General features: G+C 53.2%; 15 protein-coding genes. 9 read left to right on the top strand and 6 right to left on the bottom strand.

The genetic code is table 11. The features are described 5' to 3' along the window. Positions 1 to 49: 49 nt before the first annotated feature. The gene (locus tag EDC54_RS08745; protein WP_132455258.1) at positions 50 to 1,975 is read right to left on the bottom strand and encodes an ATP-dependent DNA helicase; all 1,926 of its coding nucleotides are present in this window, start codon (positions 1,973 to 1,975) and stop codon (positions 50 to 52) included. 201 nt (positions 1,976 to 2,176) lie between these two features. Between EDC54_RS08745 and EDC54_RS08740 the strand changes: the two genes are divergently transcribed. Continuing rightward, on the top strand, positions 2,177 to 2,521 hold the full coding sequence (locus EDC54_RS08740; protein WP_132455256.1) for a RidA family protein: 345 nt from the start codon (positions 2,177 to 2,179) through the stop codon (positions 2,519 to 2,521). Between the two features lie 33 nt (positions 2,522 to 2,554). Here EDC54_RS08740 and EDC54_RS08735 read toward each other — a convergent pair whose 3' ends face one another. Then, a complete protein-coding gene (locus tag EDC54_RS08735; RefSeq protein ID WP_132455254.1) occupies positions 2,555 to 2,788 on the bottom strand; it encodes a YoaH family protein in 234 nt (77 codons plus the stop codon). A gap of 127 nt (positions 2,789 to 2,915) precedes the next feature. Here EDC54_RS08735 and pabB point away from each other — a divergent pair, with 127 nt between their 5' ends. From pabB to sdaA, 3 genes are all read left to right on the top strand, one after another. Next, positions 2,916 to 4,352 (top strand): aminodeoxychorismate synthase component 1, encoded by a 1,437-nt coding sequence (pabB, locus tag EDC54_RS08730; protein ID WP_132455252.1) that lies wholly within the window; start codon positions 2,916 to 2,918, stop codon positions 4,350 to 4,352. Beyond that, a complete protein-coding gene (locus EDC54_RS08725; protein WP_132455250.1) occupies positions 4,349 to 4,942 on the top strand; it encodes a CoA pyrophosphatase in 594 nt (197 codons plus the stop codon). Before pabB ends, EDC54_RS08725 begins: the two co-directional genes overlap by 4 nt. Positions 4,943 to 5,280: 338 nt before the next feature. Next, positions 5,281 to 6,645 carry an L-serine ammonia-lyase gene (gene sdaA, locus EDC54_RS08720; RefSeq protein WP_132455248.1) on the top strand — a complete coding sequence of 455 codons (1,365 nt, stop codon included), beginning with the start codon at positions 5,281 to 5,283 and terminating at the stop codon, positions 6,643 to 6,645. Positions 6,646 to 6,905: 260 nt separating this feature from the next. On the opposite strand, the gene EDC54_RS08715 is transcribed toward sdaA, so the two are convergent. Next, complete coding sequence (locus tag EDC54_RS08715; protein WP_132455246.1) at positions 6,906 to 8,462, bottom strand: TerC family protein; 1,557 nt, start codon at positions 8,460 to 8,462, stop codon at positions 6,906 to 6,908. Positions 8,463 to 9,033: 571 nt separating this feature from the next. Between EDC54_RS08715 and manX the strand changes: the two genes are divergently transcribed. The 5 genes from manX (at position 9,034) to mntP (ending at position 13,325) form a co-directional block, all read left to right on the top strand. Then, the gene (gene manX, locus EDC54_RS08710; protein WP_132455244.1) at positions 9,034 to 9,996 is read left to right on the top strand and encodes a PTS mannose transporter subunit IIAB; all 963 of its coding nucleotides are present in this window, start codon (positions 9,034 to 9,036) and stop codon (positions 9,994 to 9,996) included. 156 nt (positions 9,997 to 10,152) lie between these two features. Further along, on the top strand, positions 10,153 to 10,950 hold the full coding sequence (locus tag EDC54_RS08705; protein ID WP_132455242.1) for a PTS mannose/fructose/sorbose transporter subunit IIC: 798 nt from the start codon (positions 10,153 to 10,155) through the stop codon (positions 10,948 to 10,950). Between the two features lie 14 nt (positions 10,951 to 10,964). Continuing rightward, positions 10,965 to 11,807 (top strand): PTS mannose transporter subunit IID, encoded by an 843-nt coding sequence (locus EDC54_RS08700; RefSeq protein ID WP_132455240.1) that lies wholly within the window; start codon positions 10,965 to 10,967, stop codon positions 11,805 to 11,807. Positions 11,808 to 11,879: 72 nt separating this feature from the next. After that, positions 11,880 to 12,338 (top strand): DUF986 family protein, encoded by a 459-nt coding sequence (locus tag EDC54_RS08695; protein ID WP_132455238.1) that lies wholly within the window; start codon positions 11,880 to 11,882, stop codon positions 12,336 to 12,338. A gap of 414 nt (positions 12,339 to 12,752) precedes the next feature. After that, the gene (gene mntP / locus EDC54_RS08690; protein ID WP_132455236.1) at positions 12,753 to 13,325 is read left to right on the top strand and encodes a manganese efflux pump MntP; all 573 of its coding nucleotides are present in this window, start codon (positions 12,753 to 12,755) and stop codon (positions 13,323 to 13,325) included. 56 nt (positions 13,326 to 13,381) lie between these two features. Here mntP and rlmA read toward each other — a convergent pair whose 3' ends face one another. The 3 genes from rlmA to EDC54_RS08675 all read right to left on the bottom strand — a co-directional run bounded on the left by rlmA (position 13,382) and on the right by EDC54_RS08675 (position 14,713). Next, on the bottom strand, positions 13,382 to 14,224 hold the full coding sequence (gene rlmA, locus EDC54_RS08685; protein WP_132455234.1) for a 23S rRNA (guanine(745)-N(1))-methyltransferase: 843 nt from the start codon (positions 14,222 to 14,224) through the stop codon (positions 13,382 to 13,384). 122 nt (positions 14,225 to 14,346) lie between these two features. Continuing rightward, positions 14,347 to 14,556: a transcription antiterminator/RNA stability regulator CspE gene (cspE, locus tag EDC54_RS08680; protein WP_005968829.1), complete on the bottom strand. Its 210-nt coding sequence runs from the start codon at positions 14,554 to 14,556 to the stop codon at positions 14,347 to 14,349. Positions 14,557 to 14,596: 40 nt separating this feature from the next. After that, positions 14,597 to 14,713: a DUF2627 domain-containing protein gene (locus EDC54_RS08675; RefSeq protein ID WP_132455232.1), complete on the bottom strand. Its 117-nt coding sequence runs from the start codon at positions 14,711 to 14,713 to the stop codon at positions 14,597 to 14,599. Between the last annotated feature and the right edge of the window lie 102 nt (positions 14,714 to 14,815).

Here is a 14,815-nt window from a genome sequence, read left to right as displayed (position 1 = left end):
CCCTTCCCGGCATACGGAACCGATCGCAGTGGGTATCCGTCAAATCACATCATGGCGATGTTTCACGCGTCAGGAAATCAATCGCCTGACGCAGATCGCGGGTACGCGGCGCGGGCGGCAGACTATTGAGAAACACCGCGCCATAAGGGCGCATCACCAGCCGGTTATCGCAAATCACGATGACGCCACGATCTTCGACATCACGAATAAGGCGGCCGACTCCCTGCTTCAAGGTAATGACGGCATCAGGGATCTGCACATCGTCGAAGGGTTCTCCGCCGCGTAAGCGACAATCCTCAATGCGCGCCTTGAGCAACGGATCGTCCGGTGAAGTAAAAGGTAATTTATCAATAATGACGCAGGAGAGCGTATCGCCCCGGACATCCACCCCTTCCCAGAAACTGCTGGTGGCCACCAGCAGAGCGTTGCCCGCCGCGACAAACTGCGACAGCAGCTGCGCTTTGCCGGTCTCCCCCTGCAACAAGACCGGTAATGTCAGAGATGCCCGGAATTCCGCCGCCAGCTCGCGCATCATTTGGTGCGAGGTGCACAGCATAAAGCAACGCCCCTGATTCGCTTCAATCAGCGGCCGCAGCATCGTCGCCAACCTCTTCGCCGCGCCGGGGCGATGCGTTTCCGGCAGATGACGCGGCACGCAAAGCAAAGTCTGATTGGCATAATCAAAGGGGCTCGGCAATAACAGCGTGTTCGCGTTTTCCAGTCCCAGCCGTTCGGTGAAGTGAACCAGTTGGTCGTTAACGGATAAGGTTGCCGACGTAAATACCCAGGCGACCGGCTTCTCCTTCATCAGTTCCCGAAAGCGATCGGCCACGGACAACGGCGTCAGCGCCAGTACAAAATGGCGTGAATTGCATTCGTACCAGTAGCTGTAGCCCGGTAGTTGAATCTCTTTAAGCCGCTTCAGGCGGTTGCGATAGAGCGTCGCGCGTTCAAAAGCGGCGTCCAGCAGCGCTGAACGGCCCAGCGACAGCTTCGCGACGTCGTAGCACAGCTCCAGCGCGTCATCCAGCCGCACCAGCGCATGCTGAAGCGACGGCTGTTCCAGTACCTCGCGCAGATTACCGCGAAACCCCGGCTCGCCTAACGCCAGCCGGAAATCCTGCGTACTTTGCGTCAGGCGATCCGCGCTTTTCTGTAGTTGAGACGCATCACGCACTTCGGTGCGGTAGGCGATAATGATGTCTTTCGCCAAATCCATCAGTTGGCGGCTGGACAGCTGCTGGCCGAAATATTGGCTGGCGATATCGGGGATCTGGTGAGCTTCATCGAAGATGACGATGTCGCTTTCTGGGATCAGTTCGGCAAACCCGGATTCTTTCACCACCCGGTCAGCCAGATAAAGATGGTGGTTGACGACGACAATGTCGGCATCCATCGCCTTGCGTCGCGCTTTCACCACGAAGCACGCTTTATAATGCGGACAATCGCTGCCCAGACAGTTATCGTTCGTGCTGGTCACCAGCGGCCAGATTGTGCTGTCTTCCGCCACCCCCGCGCAGGTGGTGACGTCGCCCTCCACCGTCTCCGACGACCAGCCGCGCAGCCTGACCAGTTCACTCAGCATTTCAGCCGTTAAATCGCCGCCGGCCAGCGACTGCTGCTCAAGACGCTCCAGACACAGATAGTTCGAACGCCCTTTCAACAGAGCCAGTTTGCCTTTGTACTTCAGCGCCTGCGCAATCGTGGGTAAATCGCGGCTATAGAGCTGGTCCTGTAACGCCTTCGACCCGGTCGAAATGATGACTTTTTTATCCGAACGCAAGGCCGGTGCCAGATATGCATAGGTTTTACCGGTTCCGGTTCCCGCTTCCACCACCAGCGCCGCTTTATCCGCAATGGTTCGCGTTACCGCCTGCGCCATCTGCCGCTGTGGCTCACGAGGCTTGAAGCCTGCGATCGCTTTTGCCAGTGCGCCGTCATCAGCGAAATCATCAATTACCCGATCGTTCGTCACGCACGCTCTCTTTATCAAGGGATCTTTATCAGTATCCAGGGGTCTTTATCAGTCCGCCCCTGACCCTTCCAGGCAGCGGCAAAAATAACGCGCTGATTATGCCAAGAGTCGCCCGACGCTACCACCCTAAATCGGGAAAGCATGCCCACTCGCGCTGTGATACGCTTGGCGATTCGCTTTCATTGGTTCAGGAGACATTTCATGGCGATCGAACGTATTCATCCCGAAGCACGCTGGTCGGATGCCGTTATCCACAATCACACGCTCTACTACACCAGCGTCCCGGAAAATCTGGATGACGATGCGCAGGCGCAGACGGAAAACGCGCTGAACGCGTTGGATACGATCCTGCGACAGGCGGGGACAGATAAGAGCAAACTCTTGGACGTGACGATTTTTCTCGCCGATGCCGGTGACTTTGCCGCTATGAACGCCGCGTGGGATGCCTGGGTTGTCGCAGGCAGTGCGCCGGTCCGCTGCACGGTACAGGCGAAATTGATGCACCCGAAATATAAAGTCGAAATCAAAGCCATTGCCGCGGTATAGGTTCGCCTTCCCGCAGCGGGAGCCTGACGACGGTTATTGCGGCGCCTCGTCGTCCTCAACATGACGTCCGTCGTCGCGGTCGGCGGGGATGTCGTCATCCTCGTCAAACATCACCGTGACGTTGTCACCTTTATGGCCGGCGCGAATTTCAGCCGCAACCTGTGCGATTGCCTGGCCGCTGCTCATTCCTTCAGACATCAGCGCCTGAATGCGCTCTACCGCATCTTGCTGCTGCTCGTGCGTCAGCGCGGGCATACCTGCAATCATGATCGTTTCCCGGTTGATGAATTCGCCACTATCATCGCACGCCTGCTTCGGTATACTCCAGTGTTTCCGCTTTGTGATACGCTGTCATCAGTAAAGCCGACGCGACATAGACACCAGTACAAAAAACATGACTGCCGCCAACACGATTCACATCATCAACCATTCAGCCGCTGCGCCGGCATCTTCGCTGATTTATCACGCGCTGCCTTATTACCCGGAAGTGCTCCTCGACCGTTTCGCCCCTTTTTCATCCCTGCCGTGGGCGATGCTGCTGCATTCCGGGTTTGCCGACCATCCACACAATCGCTTCGATATCATGGTAGGCGATCCGCGCGTAACCCTGTGTACACGCGGAAACAAAACGGAAATCACGCGTGATGGCATTACAACGATCGCAGAAGGCGACCCGTTCACTCTGCAGCAACAACAGCTCGATGCCCTGGCGCTGAATGCCGAATCACACGCAGACTTCCCTTTTCAGGGGGGCGCTCTCGGTCTGTTTGGCTACGATTTGGGCCGACAGATTGAAACGCTGCCGGTACAGGCCAAGCAGGATATCGACCTGCCGGATATGGCGGTAGGCTTATACGACTGGGCGCTGATTGCCGATCATCACCGGCAAACATTAACGCTGATCGTACATCATTCCCTTCAGGCTCGGCTCGACTGGCTCGCTTCGCCGCCGGTTTCCTCCCCACAGGCGGATTTCAGATTGACCAGCGCCTGGCGCGCCAACCTGTCCCGTGATGAGTACGGCGAAAAATTCCGTAAAATTCAGGACTACCTGCTGGCGGGAGACTGTTATCAGGTCAATTTGGCGCAGCGCTTTTCCGCCGACTATGAAGGCGATGAGTGGCAGGCGTTTTTGTGTCTGTCCGCAGGGAATAAAGCGCCCTTTTCTGCTTTCCTGCGCCTGCCGGAAAATGCCGTGATCAGCATCTCGCCGGAGCGCTTTTTATGGTTGGAAAATCACCGCATCCAGACTCGCCCGATTAAAGGCACATTGCCCCGACTGGCCGACCCTGACGCCGACGCGCAACAAGCCGAGCGGCTCGCCAATTCCGCGAAAGATCGTTCTGAAAACCTGATGATCGTCGATCTTCTGCGCAACGATATTGGCCGCGTCGCCGTACCGGGCAGCGTTCACGTGCCGGCGCTGTTTGTCGTCGAACCCTTTCCGGCGGTACACCATCTGGTCAGTACCATCGAAGCGCAACTGCCCGCTGGCCAACCGGCAACCGTACTGCTCCGCGCCTGCTTTCCCGGCGGCTCCATTACCGGCGCCCCCAAAATCCGTGCGATGCAAATTATTGAAGAACTGGAGCCGCAGCGCCGCAATGCCTATTGCGGCAGCATCGGCTACATCAGCCTGTGCGGAACCATGGACACCAATATCACCATCAGAACGCTATTAACCGAACGCGGCAAAATCTACTGTTGGGCAGGTGGCGGCATCGTCGCCGACAGTCAGGAACAGGCCGAATATCAGGAATCCCTTGATAAAGTGGGCCGTATCCTCCCACTTTTGGATCACACCCGGACACGCAAGGTACAGAGTGAATGAGTGAGACAGCCTTACCGCCAACGGATGGTATGTTGAACGACTTTATCACCCGTTTTCAGCTACAGCTTCCGCGATCGCTACGCCCTGTTTATCAGCCGCGGCGGGCGGCGGTGCTAGTGCCGATCATTTGTCGCCCGAGCCCTACATTGCTGTTAACCCGTCGCGCCGCCGACCTCCGAAAACATGCCGGACAGGTGGCGTTTCCCGGCGGCGCGGCAGATAAAGAAGATGCCTCAATCATCGCGACCGCGCTGCGTGAAGCGCAGGAGGAAGTCGCCATCCCGCCGGAGAACGTCCAGGTGCTTGGCGTTTTACCGCCGCAGGACAGCGTCAGCGGTTTTCAGGTCACGCCGGTCGTCGGGCTTATTGATGCGGGGACGCACTTCCATCCCAATGAAGACGAAGTCGCCGATCTGTTTGAAATGCCGCTCGACGAAGCGTTCGCCCTCACGCGCTATTACCCGTTGGACATAGAACGGCATCAGCAACGGCACCGGGTTTATCTCTCCTGGTATCAGCAACAGTTTGTCTGGGGACTGACCGCCGCCATCATCCACCAGCTTGCCTTACAGATTTCCAATCGTCCCTGAACCCCGTTTTTGGGGCTAAGAAATCGTTATATGGGTGAAAGAGTATCCCTAACCCGACATCCCCTCGCTTACGCCCGCGTTGAGATAAGTTATATTGCGCTTTGGCATAAGTTTATTTCATGCGAAAAAGAAAACCATACAACATATTCCACACTACAATAGCGCGATTTAACGAGTTTTATTCTAATTTTTGGGTAGATATCCGCCCAATTTTAGGTTATGCCCGGCAAAAACCGCATCATCGGATAGTCAGCCACACGGCTATCCGGCTGTTGAAGGTGATAAAGGCGCTAACCTGAGAATCGCGGATAGGCGCCTGAGTCTTTGAGGAGTTTAGCGTGATAAGCGTTTTCGACATGTTTAAGATCGGTATTGGCCCCTCCAGCTCTCATACGGTTGGACCGATGAAAGCCGGTAAGCAATTTGTCGATGAATTGATCAGTCAGGATATCCTCACCACGACCACGCGTATCGCTGTCGATGTTTATGGCTCGCTGTCCCTCACCGGTAAAGGCCACCACACCGATATCGCCATCATCATGGGGCTGGCAGGCAATATGCCGGATACCGTCGATATCGATGGGATCCCCGGTTTTATCCGCGATGTCGAGCAGCGCGAACGCCTGCTGTTGGCACAAGGTCAGCACGAAGTGGATTTCCCACGCGAAGGCGGGATGGTGTTCCGCAGTGAAAACCTGCCGCTGCATGAAAATGGCATGACCATTACGGCCTTTTCTGGCAATAAAGAAATTTATTGCAAAACCTACTATTCCATCGGCGGTGGTTTCATCGTGGATGCCGAAAATTTTGGTAAAGAGACCACCACCAGCGTTTCCGTTCCTCACCCCTTCCGTTCAGCCAAAGAGATGCTGGAGCACTGCAAACAAAGTGGTTTGTCGCTGTCGGGGATGATGATGCGCAACGAACTGGCGTTACACAGCCGTCAGGACATTGACGCTTACTTTGTCGATGTCTGGCAAACGATGCGCGCCTGCATCGATCGCGGCATGAATACCGAAGGTGTTCTTCCCGGCCCGTTGCGCGTCCCGCGTCGGGCGTCAGCGCTGCGTCGTATGCTGGTGGCCTCCGATAAGCTCTCCAACGACCCGATGAACGTGGTTGACTGGGTCAACATGTTCGCACTGGCGGTAAATGAAGAGAACGCGGCGGGTGGCCGCGTGGTTACGGCACCGACAAACGGCGCATGCGGTATTGTTCCGGCCGTCCTCGCCTATTACGATCACTTTATTGAGCCCGTCAGCCCGACAATTTATATCCGCTATTTCCTCGCGGCAGGCGCCGTCGGCATCTTATACAAGATGAACGCCTCTATTTCCGGCGCCGAAGTCGGTTGTCAGGGAGAAGTTGGCGTCGCCTGCTCTATGGCGGCCGCCGGGCTGGCGGAACTGATGGGCGCCAGCCCGGAACAGGTCTGTGTCGCCGCCGAGATCGGGATGGAACATAATCTGGGCCTCACCTGCGATCCGGTTGCAGGTCAGGTTCAGGTTCCGTGTATCGAACGTAACGCGATCGCTTCCGTCAAAGCGATTAACGCCGCGCGCATGGCCACACGCCGTACCAGCGAACCGCGCGTATCGCTGGATAAGGTGATTGAAACCATGTACGAGACGGGCAAAGACATGAACGCGAAATATCGTGAAACGTCCCGCGGCGGGCTGGCGATTAAAGTGCAGTGTGATTGATTAATTTCTTCCTGCGACTGCATTACGAAGTGAAAGCCCCGCCAAATGGCGGGGTCTGAGGTTGCTGACAAAGTCCGTAGAGCGGGAGTCACGAATAGATCATAAAGACGCTGCAAGTACGTCCCTGTAAGCTCGGATTGCGCCATCCCTGGCGCAAACGCTTTACTCTTCTATTCCGTGACTCCCGTTTTCATTCGATAAATCGGCTTGTCAACGATCAGAAGCCCCGCCAAATGGCGGGGCTTCTGGTTTTTAAGCGCTTACGCTTCTTCGGGGTCTTCCTCATCCACAATGCGTTCAACACGCACCAACTCAATGCGGTAGTCGGACACCTCAACGATGCCAAAACGCAGATGGTGCAGTTCGATGATGTCACCGACCTGCGGGAACTCATCGCTGTGTGCCAGCAGCATCCCTGCCAGAGAAGCGTACTCCTCTTTCGGATCAACCAGATCATAACTATCGACGACCTGTTGCAACGCGTGCAGATCGGTTCCCCCTTTTACCAGCCAGCCTTGCCCATCCGGAACGATATCCAACGTTTCGTCCTCATCCGGAAACTCACCGGCAATCGCTTCCAGCACGTCCAACGGCGTCACCAACCCTTGCACCACGCCAAACTCGTTAGCGATCATGACCAGGCTGCCTTTTGCACGACGTAGAACAGGCAACAGGTTGATAACATCCAGCGTTTCCGGCACCACAATGGGCGGATTGGCCGCGGCAAAACTTTCCACATCCGTCTGCGTTTCTAACGCCACTAACAGATCCTTAGCCCGCACCACGCCGACCAATTCATCCAACGCGCCGCGGCATACCGGGAACAGGCTATGCGGCGTATCGAGCAGTTGCAGACGAATCTGCTCGACCGAACTTTCACTATCAACCCAGGAAATTTCAGTCCGCGGCGTCATCACGCTACGCAGCGAACGCGAGGCTAATGTGAGCACGCCGCTAATCATATTGCGCTCTTCCTCGGCAAACTCCTCTTGCGTGAGTTTGTTCTGCGGCTCGTCCACATCAACGTCATCCGCGTTTTTCCGCCCCCCCATCAGACGCAGAATCGCCTCTGCGGTACGTTCACGCAAAGGACGCCGCGACTGGTGTTTCAGGAAGTTATGGCGGGCAATCTGGTTAAACAGTTCGATCAGGATAGAGAAGCCGATCGCCGCATACAGATAACCTTTCGGAATATGGAAACCAAAACCTTCCGCCATCAGGCTCAGGCCAATCATCAGCAGGAAGCTGAGACACAGCACCACCACCGTCGGATGCGCGTTGACGAAGTTGGTCAACGGCTTAGACGCTAACAGCATCACGCCCATCGCAATAATCACGGCCGTCATCATGACGCCAAGATGGTTTACCATCCCCACGGCGGTTATCACGGCGTCCAGCGAGAACACGGCATCCAGCACCACAATCTGCGCAACCACGGCCCAGAAACTGGCGTGGGCGCGATTGCCGTTGCCATCGTGGGTTTTATTCTCCAGCCGTTCATGTAGCTCCATGGTGGCTTTGAACAAGAGGAACACACCGCCGAACAGCAGAATCAGATCGCGACCTGAAAAGCTGAAATCGCCAACGCTAAACAGTGGACGCGTCAGCGTCACCATCCAGGAAATCAGGGACAGCAATCCCAGACGCATAAATAACGCCAGGCTCAAACCGATAATGCGGGCTTTATCTCGCTGTTTGGGAGGCAATTTATCCGCCAGAATGGCAATAAACACCAAATTGTCGATACCCAGAACAATCTCAAGTACCACCAGCGTCAATAGGCCTGCCCAGATTGAAGGATCCAGCAAAAATTCCATGTCAGACTCCAGAAAATGAACGAGCAGATGACATCAATACGTGAACCGTATTGAATGGTAATAAAAAGAATTGATATGAATCAGAGTGATTCTTAGTGTGGTCCAAATGGACCGAAGAGTACAGAAAACCGCCAGCATGCGCGGGAAAACAGGAAAAGAATTGTCGGTGACAGTCCATAGGAAGGGCTGAGGCCCAGTGCTCCTAAGCAGTTTAAGGGATGGTTACTTTAACAGGTTGTTACCGATTTTCACAAAGACTTTCTCATGCCGCGCCGCATGGATAATCCACACGAAGGTTCCCTATCCTACATTTTTCAGCGCTTCGTTTAACTAGTCAGCATTAGAGCATCATCACACTATTTATTTTTTCGCTGAGTAAAATAAATCTGTCAGACAACAAGAGTCTCGCCTGACAACGTAGAGTCACACCGTGAATGTCATGAACGCAGGGTAGCATTTTCTGGCAACTCGACGAATCATACCGTGAAGGTTAACGCTCAGTCCCACGACCGCTAACCCTGTTTCCTGACACATTGATTCTGATTTGATCGTGAACGTGAGGAGGTAGCAAGTGAGTATTGCAATTATGTTATGCACTCACGGCGCCACTGCGGGTCCGCTGTTAAAGACGGCGGAAATGATCCTTGGCGAGCAGAGCAACGTCGCCTGGATCGATTTCGTTCCCGGAGAGAACGCCGAAACATTGATGGAGAAATATCAGGAGAAGCTCGCACAGTTGGAAACATCACAGGGCGTGTTGTTTCTTGTGGATACCTGGGGCGGCAGCCCGTTTAACGCCGCGAGCCGCCTTGTTACGGATAAAGAAAACTATGACGTTGTCGCCGGCGTTAATATCCCCATGCTGGCGGAAACCTTTATGGCGCGTGATGATAGTCCCTCCTTTTCCGAGCTGGTTTCTATCGCTTTGGAAGCCGGTCGGGATGGCGTAAGAGCGCTTAAACATCAGGAAAGCGCTAAACCCGTCGCACCAGCCCCCGCGCCCAAAGTCAGTGCGGCTCCCACGCCGGTTGATACCGGCGCGCGCATGAAAATCGGCCTTGCGCGCATCGATGACCGTCTGATTCACGGACAAGTCGCGACGCGCTGGACGAAAGAAACCAATGTCTCTCGCATTATCGTCGTCAGTGATGAAGTCGCCGCCGATAACGTGCGCAAAACATTGCTGACTCAGGTTGCACCACCGGGCGTAACCGCCCACGTCGTGGACGTCGAGAAAGCCGTCCGCGTTTACAATAATCCCAAATACGCCGCCGACCGCGTCATGCTGTTATTCACTAACCCGACAGATGTCTTAACACTGGTTGAAAACGGCGTAAATATTACGTCCGTAAATATTGGCGGAATGGCATTCAGACAGGGAAAAACGCAGGTAAATAACGCCGTCTCTATCGATGAGAAAGATATTGCGGCTTTCCGTGAATTAGACAAGCGCGGTATTGAACTGGAGGTGCGGAAAGTATCAACCGATTCACGAATAAAAATGATGGATTTAATTAACAAAATGCCGCGTTGATGTCTAACGCCGGGCGAATACACCCAATATTAACGTCACTATCAATAATAGCTTTATCTACCCGACATTTTCACAATGTGTATTTATATCGACATTGAAAAACCACGGGGATAGCGATTTATTCATACTCAGACGCCTTTTTATAGGAGAAGTACGATGGAGATAACCACACTTCAAATTGTACTGATATTTCTCGTTGCCTGTGTTTCCGGGATGGGATCGATTCTGGATGAATTCCAGTTTCACCGTCCACTCGTTGCCTGTACGCTGATTGGTGCCGTATTAGGTGATTTAAAAACCGGGATCATTATTGGCGGCACATTGGAAATGATCGCGCTAGGCTGGATGAATATCGGTGCGGCAGTCGCGCCGGATGCGGCGCTGGCCTCCATTATTTCCACCATTCTGGTTATTGCCGGTGGTCAGGGGATCGGCGCCGGGATTGCGCTGGCCATTCCGCTGGCGGCAGCCGGGCAGGTATTAACCATTATCGTTCGCACGATCACGGTCGCGTTCCAACACGCCGCAGACAGTGCGGCAGAGCGCGGCAATCTAACCGCCATCAGTTGGCTTCACGTCTCCGCCCTGCTATTACAGGCAATGCGTATTGCCATTCCCGCGGTGATCGTCGCAGTCTCCGTCGGCACCGACGCCGTTCATGCCATGCTGAACTCCATTCCAGACGTCGTCACCAACGGCCTGAATATTGCCGGCGGGATGATTGTTGTGGTGGGTTACGCAATGGTCATCAACATGATGCGCGCAGGCTATCTGATGCCGTTTTTCTACCTTGGTTTCGTCACCGCGGCGTTCACAGAGTTCAATCTGGTGGCGTTGGGCGTCATCGGTATTGTCATGGCGGTGCTGTATATCCAGCTCAGCCCGAAATATAACAAGGTTCAAGGCCAGCCAGTCGCATCCGGCAATAACGACCTTGATAACGAATTGGATTAACAGGAGTGAGATAAATGGTCGAAAATACGAATGTCAAAAAACTCACTGCCAGCGATATCCGCGCGGTGTTTATCCGTTCTAACCTGTTTCAGGGCTCATGGAACTTTGAACGCATGCAGGCGCTGGGTTTCTGTTTTTCCATGGTGCCGGTGATTCGTCGTCTCTACCCTGAAAATTCAGAAGAGCGTAAACAGGCGATTAAACGCCATCTGGAGTTTTTTAATACACAGCCTTTTGTCGCCGCGCCGGTACTGGGCGTGACAATGGCGATGGAGGAGCAACGGGCCAACGGCGCGCCGATTGACGACGGGGCGATCAACGGTCTGAAAGTCGGCCTGATGGGGCCGTTGGCGGGGGTCGGCGACCCGATTTTCTGGGGAACGGCTCGCCCGGTTTTCGCCGCGCTGGGGGCCGGGATTGCGATGAGCGGCAGCCTGCTGGGGCCGGTGCTTTTCTTTATCCTGTTTAACCTCGTCCGTCTGCTGGTGCGCTACTACGGCGTCGCTTATGGCTACCGCAAAGGGATCGACATCGTCAGCGACATGGGCGGCGGGTTCTTGCAAAAAATGACCGAAGCCGCGTCTATTCTCGGTTTGTTCGTCATGGGGGCGCTGGTCAATAAGTGGACTCACGTCAACATACCGATGGTTGTCTCGACGGTAACAAACCAGAACGGAGAAACCACGGTGACGACCGTTCAGTCCATCCTCGACCAGTTGATGCCAGGGTTGGTTCCCCTGCTGTTAACGTTCGGCTGTATGTGGCTGCTGCGGCGTAAAGTCAATGCGCTGTGGTTGATCATGGGCTTCTTCGCGATCGGTATTTTTGGCTACTGGATCGGGTTGCTCGGGGTGTAGAGTACCTTAGCCGGGTGTCCATTCACCCGGCTATTTCTTTACTGACGTTTGACAGGCAAAGGGGAAATATCGATGACGATGACGGATCTCGCCCTGGTGGTGTTAATTAGTGTCGCGCTGGCTTATGCCATTTATGACGAGTTCCTGATGGATCGGCGAAAAGGGAAAACGCAACTCCGCGTTCCGCTGAAGCGAACGAACCGGCTGGATACGCTGATTTTTATCGCGCTGGTGGGTATTCTTATCTATCAGAACATCATGAATAATGGCACCGCGATAACCACCTATCTTTTACTTTCTCTCGCGCTCATTGCACTCTATCTTGCTTATATTCGTCGACCTAAGTTGATATTTAAATCAACAGGTTTTTTTTATGCCAATATATTTATTCCTTATGCCAGAATTAAGAATATGAATTTATCTGAGGATGGTGTATTCGTTATCGGTCTCGAAAAACGTCAATTACTCATTCAGGTCGAGCAGCTTGACGATTTAGAAAAAATATATCATTTTATGATTGAAAATCAATGAGATAAATCCATTTTCATGGTAATTAAAATTATCTGCAACGATTCCCCCAATATCGGGCGGGTATTTTATCCTTAATAACACCGTTGTTATTTTACATACCTCGCTGCGTTTTAATTACCAAATGAAAATAATTATCAATTGCATTATTAACACGCAGAATTTTTATTGTTGTTTGCTGCATAAATAATATGGTAAGGTTGCGCCGTCATTGGGGAGTAGCCAATTTCTGAGTGATTAATGCTCAGAAATGTTCGTATCAACATACTCGTTTGACCGCTATATTATGGGCGTTCAAAACGTGGTGCGGACGGCCAGGAATAACCGGCAGGCGAGACCATAGACACGCGGCACCATCATTTAGGTTGGGGATGATCCGCGTGTAGATGGTTAAACGTCCAGCCGAGGCTATTTACAATGAACATGTCTGCAACACTTATCCTCGCATTCGGTATGTCAATGGATGCCTTCGCCGCGTCGATCGGTAAAGGTGCCGTCTTGCATAACCCCCGTTTCCGCGATGCCATTCGTACCGGTCTTATCTTTGGCACGATCGAAGCCATCACGCCGCTCATTGGTTGGGCGCTGGGCTTTTTTGCCAGCCAATACATTCTTGAATGGGATCATTGGGTCGCGTTTACGCTGTTATTGATCCTCGGTGGTCGCATGATCGCTGATGGGATAAAGGGCTCTTCAGACTGCCGCTGCGAAAAAGTTAAACATCATAGTCTGGCGCTGCTCATCTGTACCGCGGTTGCCACCAGTCTGGACGCGATGGCGATTGGCGTCGGTCTGGCTTTTCTCCAGGTTAATATTTTCCATACCGCAATGGTGATTGGCTGCGCCACCATGATTATGGTGACATTAGGTATGATGATTGGCCGCTATATCGGCCCTCTTCTCGGTAAAAAAGCAGAAATTATTGGCGGGCTGGTTCTGATTGGGATCGGCTGTAATATTCTCTACGAGCATCTCGGCTACGCCGGCTGATAAAACGGGCAGCCCGTCTAGCGCGCTGCCTGCTTTTCCTCTCCCCGTCTTACCCATCAAACGGCACCATTGGAAGCGACGTCAGTATCGCTACGTTGATGCAACCGAATAATAAAATCCGTTTCACAGCTAAATTGCGCGGTATTTCGTAGCCGCTCGCTGACTTGCGGCGTTGCGCGCCAGGCGAATGGCGTCATTTGTAATAGCGCCGCCCCTTCTGGCCCGGTTAACAGCATAGGATAAGCAAGCGTCTGCTGATCGACGAGCTTAAACCCCGCGAGCACTTCATTCTTACTCGGATGTAAGCGCACATGATCGTAAACTTCCGCCTTCAACTGATACAGGTGCCGCGGCCCGGGAGAGACCGTAATCACCCAACCGCCCGTCTTAATCGTGCGCTGTAGCTCTGCATCGTTACAGGGCGCATAAATTTTTACGACCGCATCAAGAGAATGGTCGCTGAAAGGCAGTCTCTGGCTGGATGCGACGCAAAACTCCACCTTGTCATGACGCTTCGCCGCACGCTGAATCGCCGCTTTGGAAACATCCAGCCCATAGATTGTCATTGTCCTGCTTAATGTAAGACGACGAGCCAGTTCCGCGGTGTAATACCCTTCACCGCACCCGATATCCAGCAGCGCCGATGCGTCTTCGGCGACAATGCTATCAACATGCCGGGCAACCGCATCGCGTAGCGGCTGATAATGGCCCGCATCCAGAAACTGTCGTCGGGCCTGCATCATTTCAGCGTTATCGCCGGGCTGCTTCGAACGCTTAAACTGTACCGGCAATAAGTTGACATACCCTTCTTTTGCACAGTCAAAGCTGTGTTTACCACACGTCCATTGCCGCGCGTCTTGTACCAGAGGCGACTGGCATAGCGGACACTGATAACTCATCGGTCCCTGTTCCCCTTTAAAACCGCTTCGTTGCATTATGTGTGCAGATAAACGATATATATTGAAATCACAGACAACAAAAAACCCGCACCATGGCGGGTTCTACAGCGAGACTGTAAATATTACAGCGCGGTGACGTTTACTGCGGATGGGCCTTTCTGACCATCTTGAATTTCGAATTCTACATTCTGGCCTTCAGCCAGCGTTTTGAAACCGTTACCTTGAATTGCAGAGAAGTGTACGAATACATCTTTGCTGCCATCAGCAGGTGTGATGAAACCAAAGCCTTTAGACTCGTTGAACCACTTAACCTGACCTTTAATCTTTGCCATTTCAATATTTCCTTTAATTGTTTAAACCGCCCAACGGGCGTTATACAGACAAACCAAAGTCGTTACTGCGTGAGGCACTAAGATAAGGATCGGCAGAGAAGCAGTATGCAACGATAAAGGTTGTACCTAAGACTTCTTTACTGAAAATGCCACTCATATACAGAACTGTACCTCGTTTTACCCAAAAGGGTTATTACACACTCTGTAACCGATCGCAAGGCATTTTTTATCAGTCATGGACATGCCGCACAGATTCGCG

Source organism: Samsonia erythrinae (genome assembly GCF_004342665.1).
GTDB lineage: Bacteria > Pseudomonadota > Gammaproteobacteria > Enterobacterales > Enterobacteriaceae > Samsonia > Samsonia erythrinae.
This window is presented reverse-complemented; position numbering and strand designations above follow the sequence as displayed.

Coding starts and splice junctions, on each gene's coding strand:
- EDC54_RS08740 (WP_132455256.1), top strand. CDS start 2,177: ATGGCGATCGAACGTATTCATCCCGAAGCACGCTGGTCGGATGCCGTT.
- EDC54_RS08735 (WP_132455254.1), bottom strand. CDS start 2,788: ATGATTGCAGGTATGCCCGCGCTGACGCACGAGCAGCAGCAAGATGCG.
- pabB (WP_132455252.1), top strand. CDS start 2,916: ATGACTGCCGCCAACACGATTCACATCATCAACCATTCAGCCGCTGCG.
- EDC54_RS08725 (WP_132455250.1), top strand. CDS start 4,349: ATGAGTGAGACAGCCTTACCGCCAACGGATGGTATGTTGAACGACTTT.
- EDC54_RS08715 (WP_132455246.1), bottom strand. CDS start 8,462: ATGGAATTTTTGCTGGATCCTTCAATCTGGGCAGGCCTATTGACGCTG.
- EDC54_RS08705 (WP_132455242.1), top strand. CDS start 10,153: ATGGAGATAACCACACTTCAAATTGTACTGATATTTCTCGTTGCCTGT.
- EDC54_RS08700 (WP_132455240.1), top strand. CDS start 10,965: ATGGTCGAAAATACGAATGTCAAAAAACTCACTGCCAGCGATATCCGC.
- EDC54_RS08695 (WP_132455238.1), top strand. CDS start 11,880: ATGACGATGACGGATCTCGCCCTGGTGGTGTTAATTAGTGTCGCGCTG.
- mntP (WP_132455236.1), top strand. CDS start 12,753: ATGAACATGTCTGCAACACTTATCCTCGCATTCGGTATGTCAATGGAT.
- rlmA (WP_132455234.1), bottom strand. CDS start 14,224: ATGAGTTATCAGTGTCCGCTATGCCAGTCGCCTCTGGTACAAGACGCG.
- cspE (WP_005968829.1), bottom strand. CDS start 14,556: ATGGCAAAGATTAAAGGTCAGGTTAAGTGGTTCAACGAGTCTAAAGGC.
- EDC54_RS08675 (WP_132455232.1), bottom strand. CDS start 14,713: ATGAGTGGCATTTTCAGTAAAGAAGTCTTAGGTACAACCTTTATCGTT.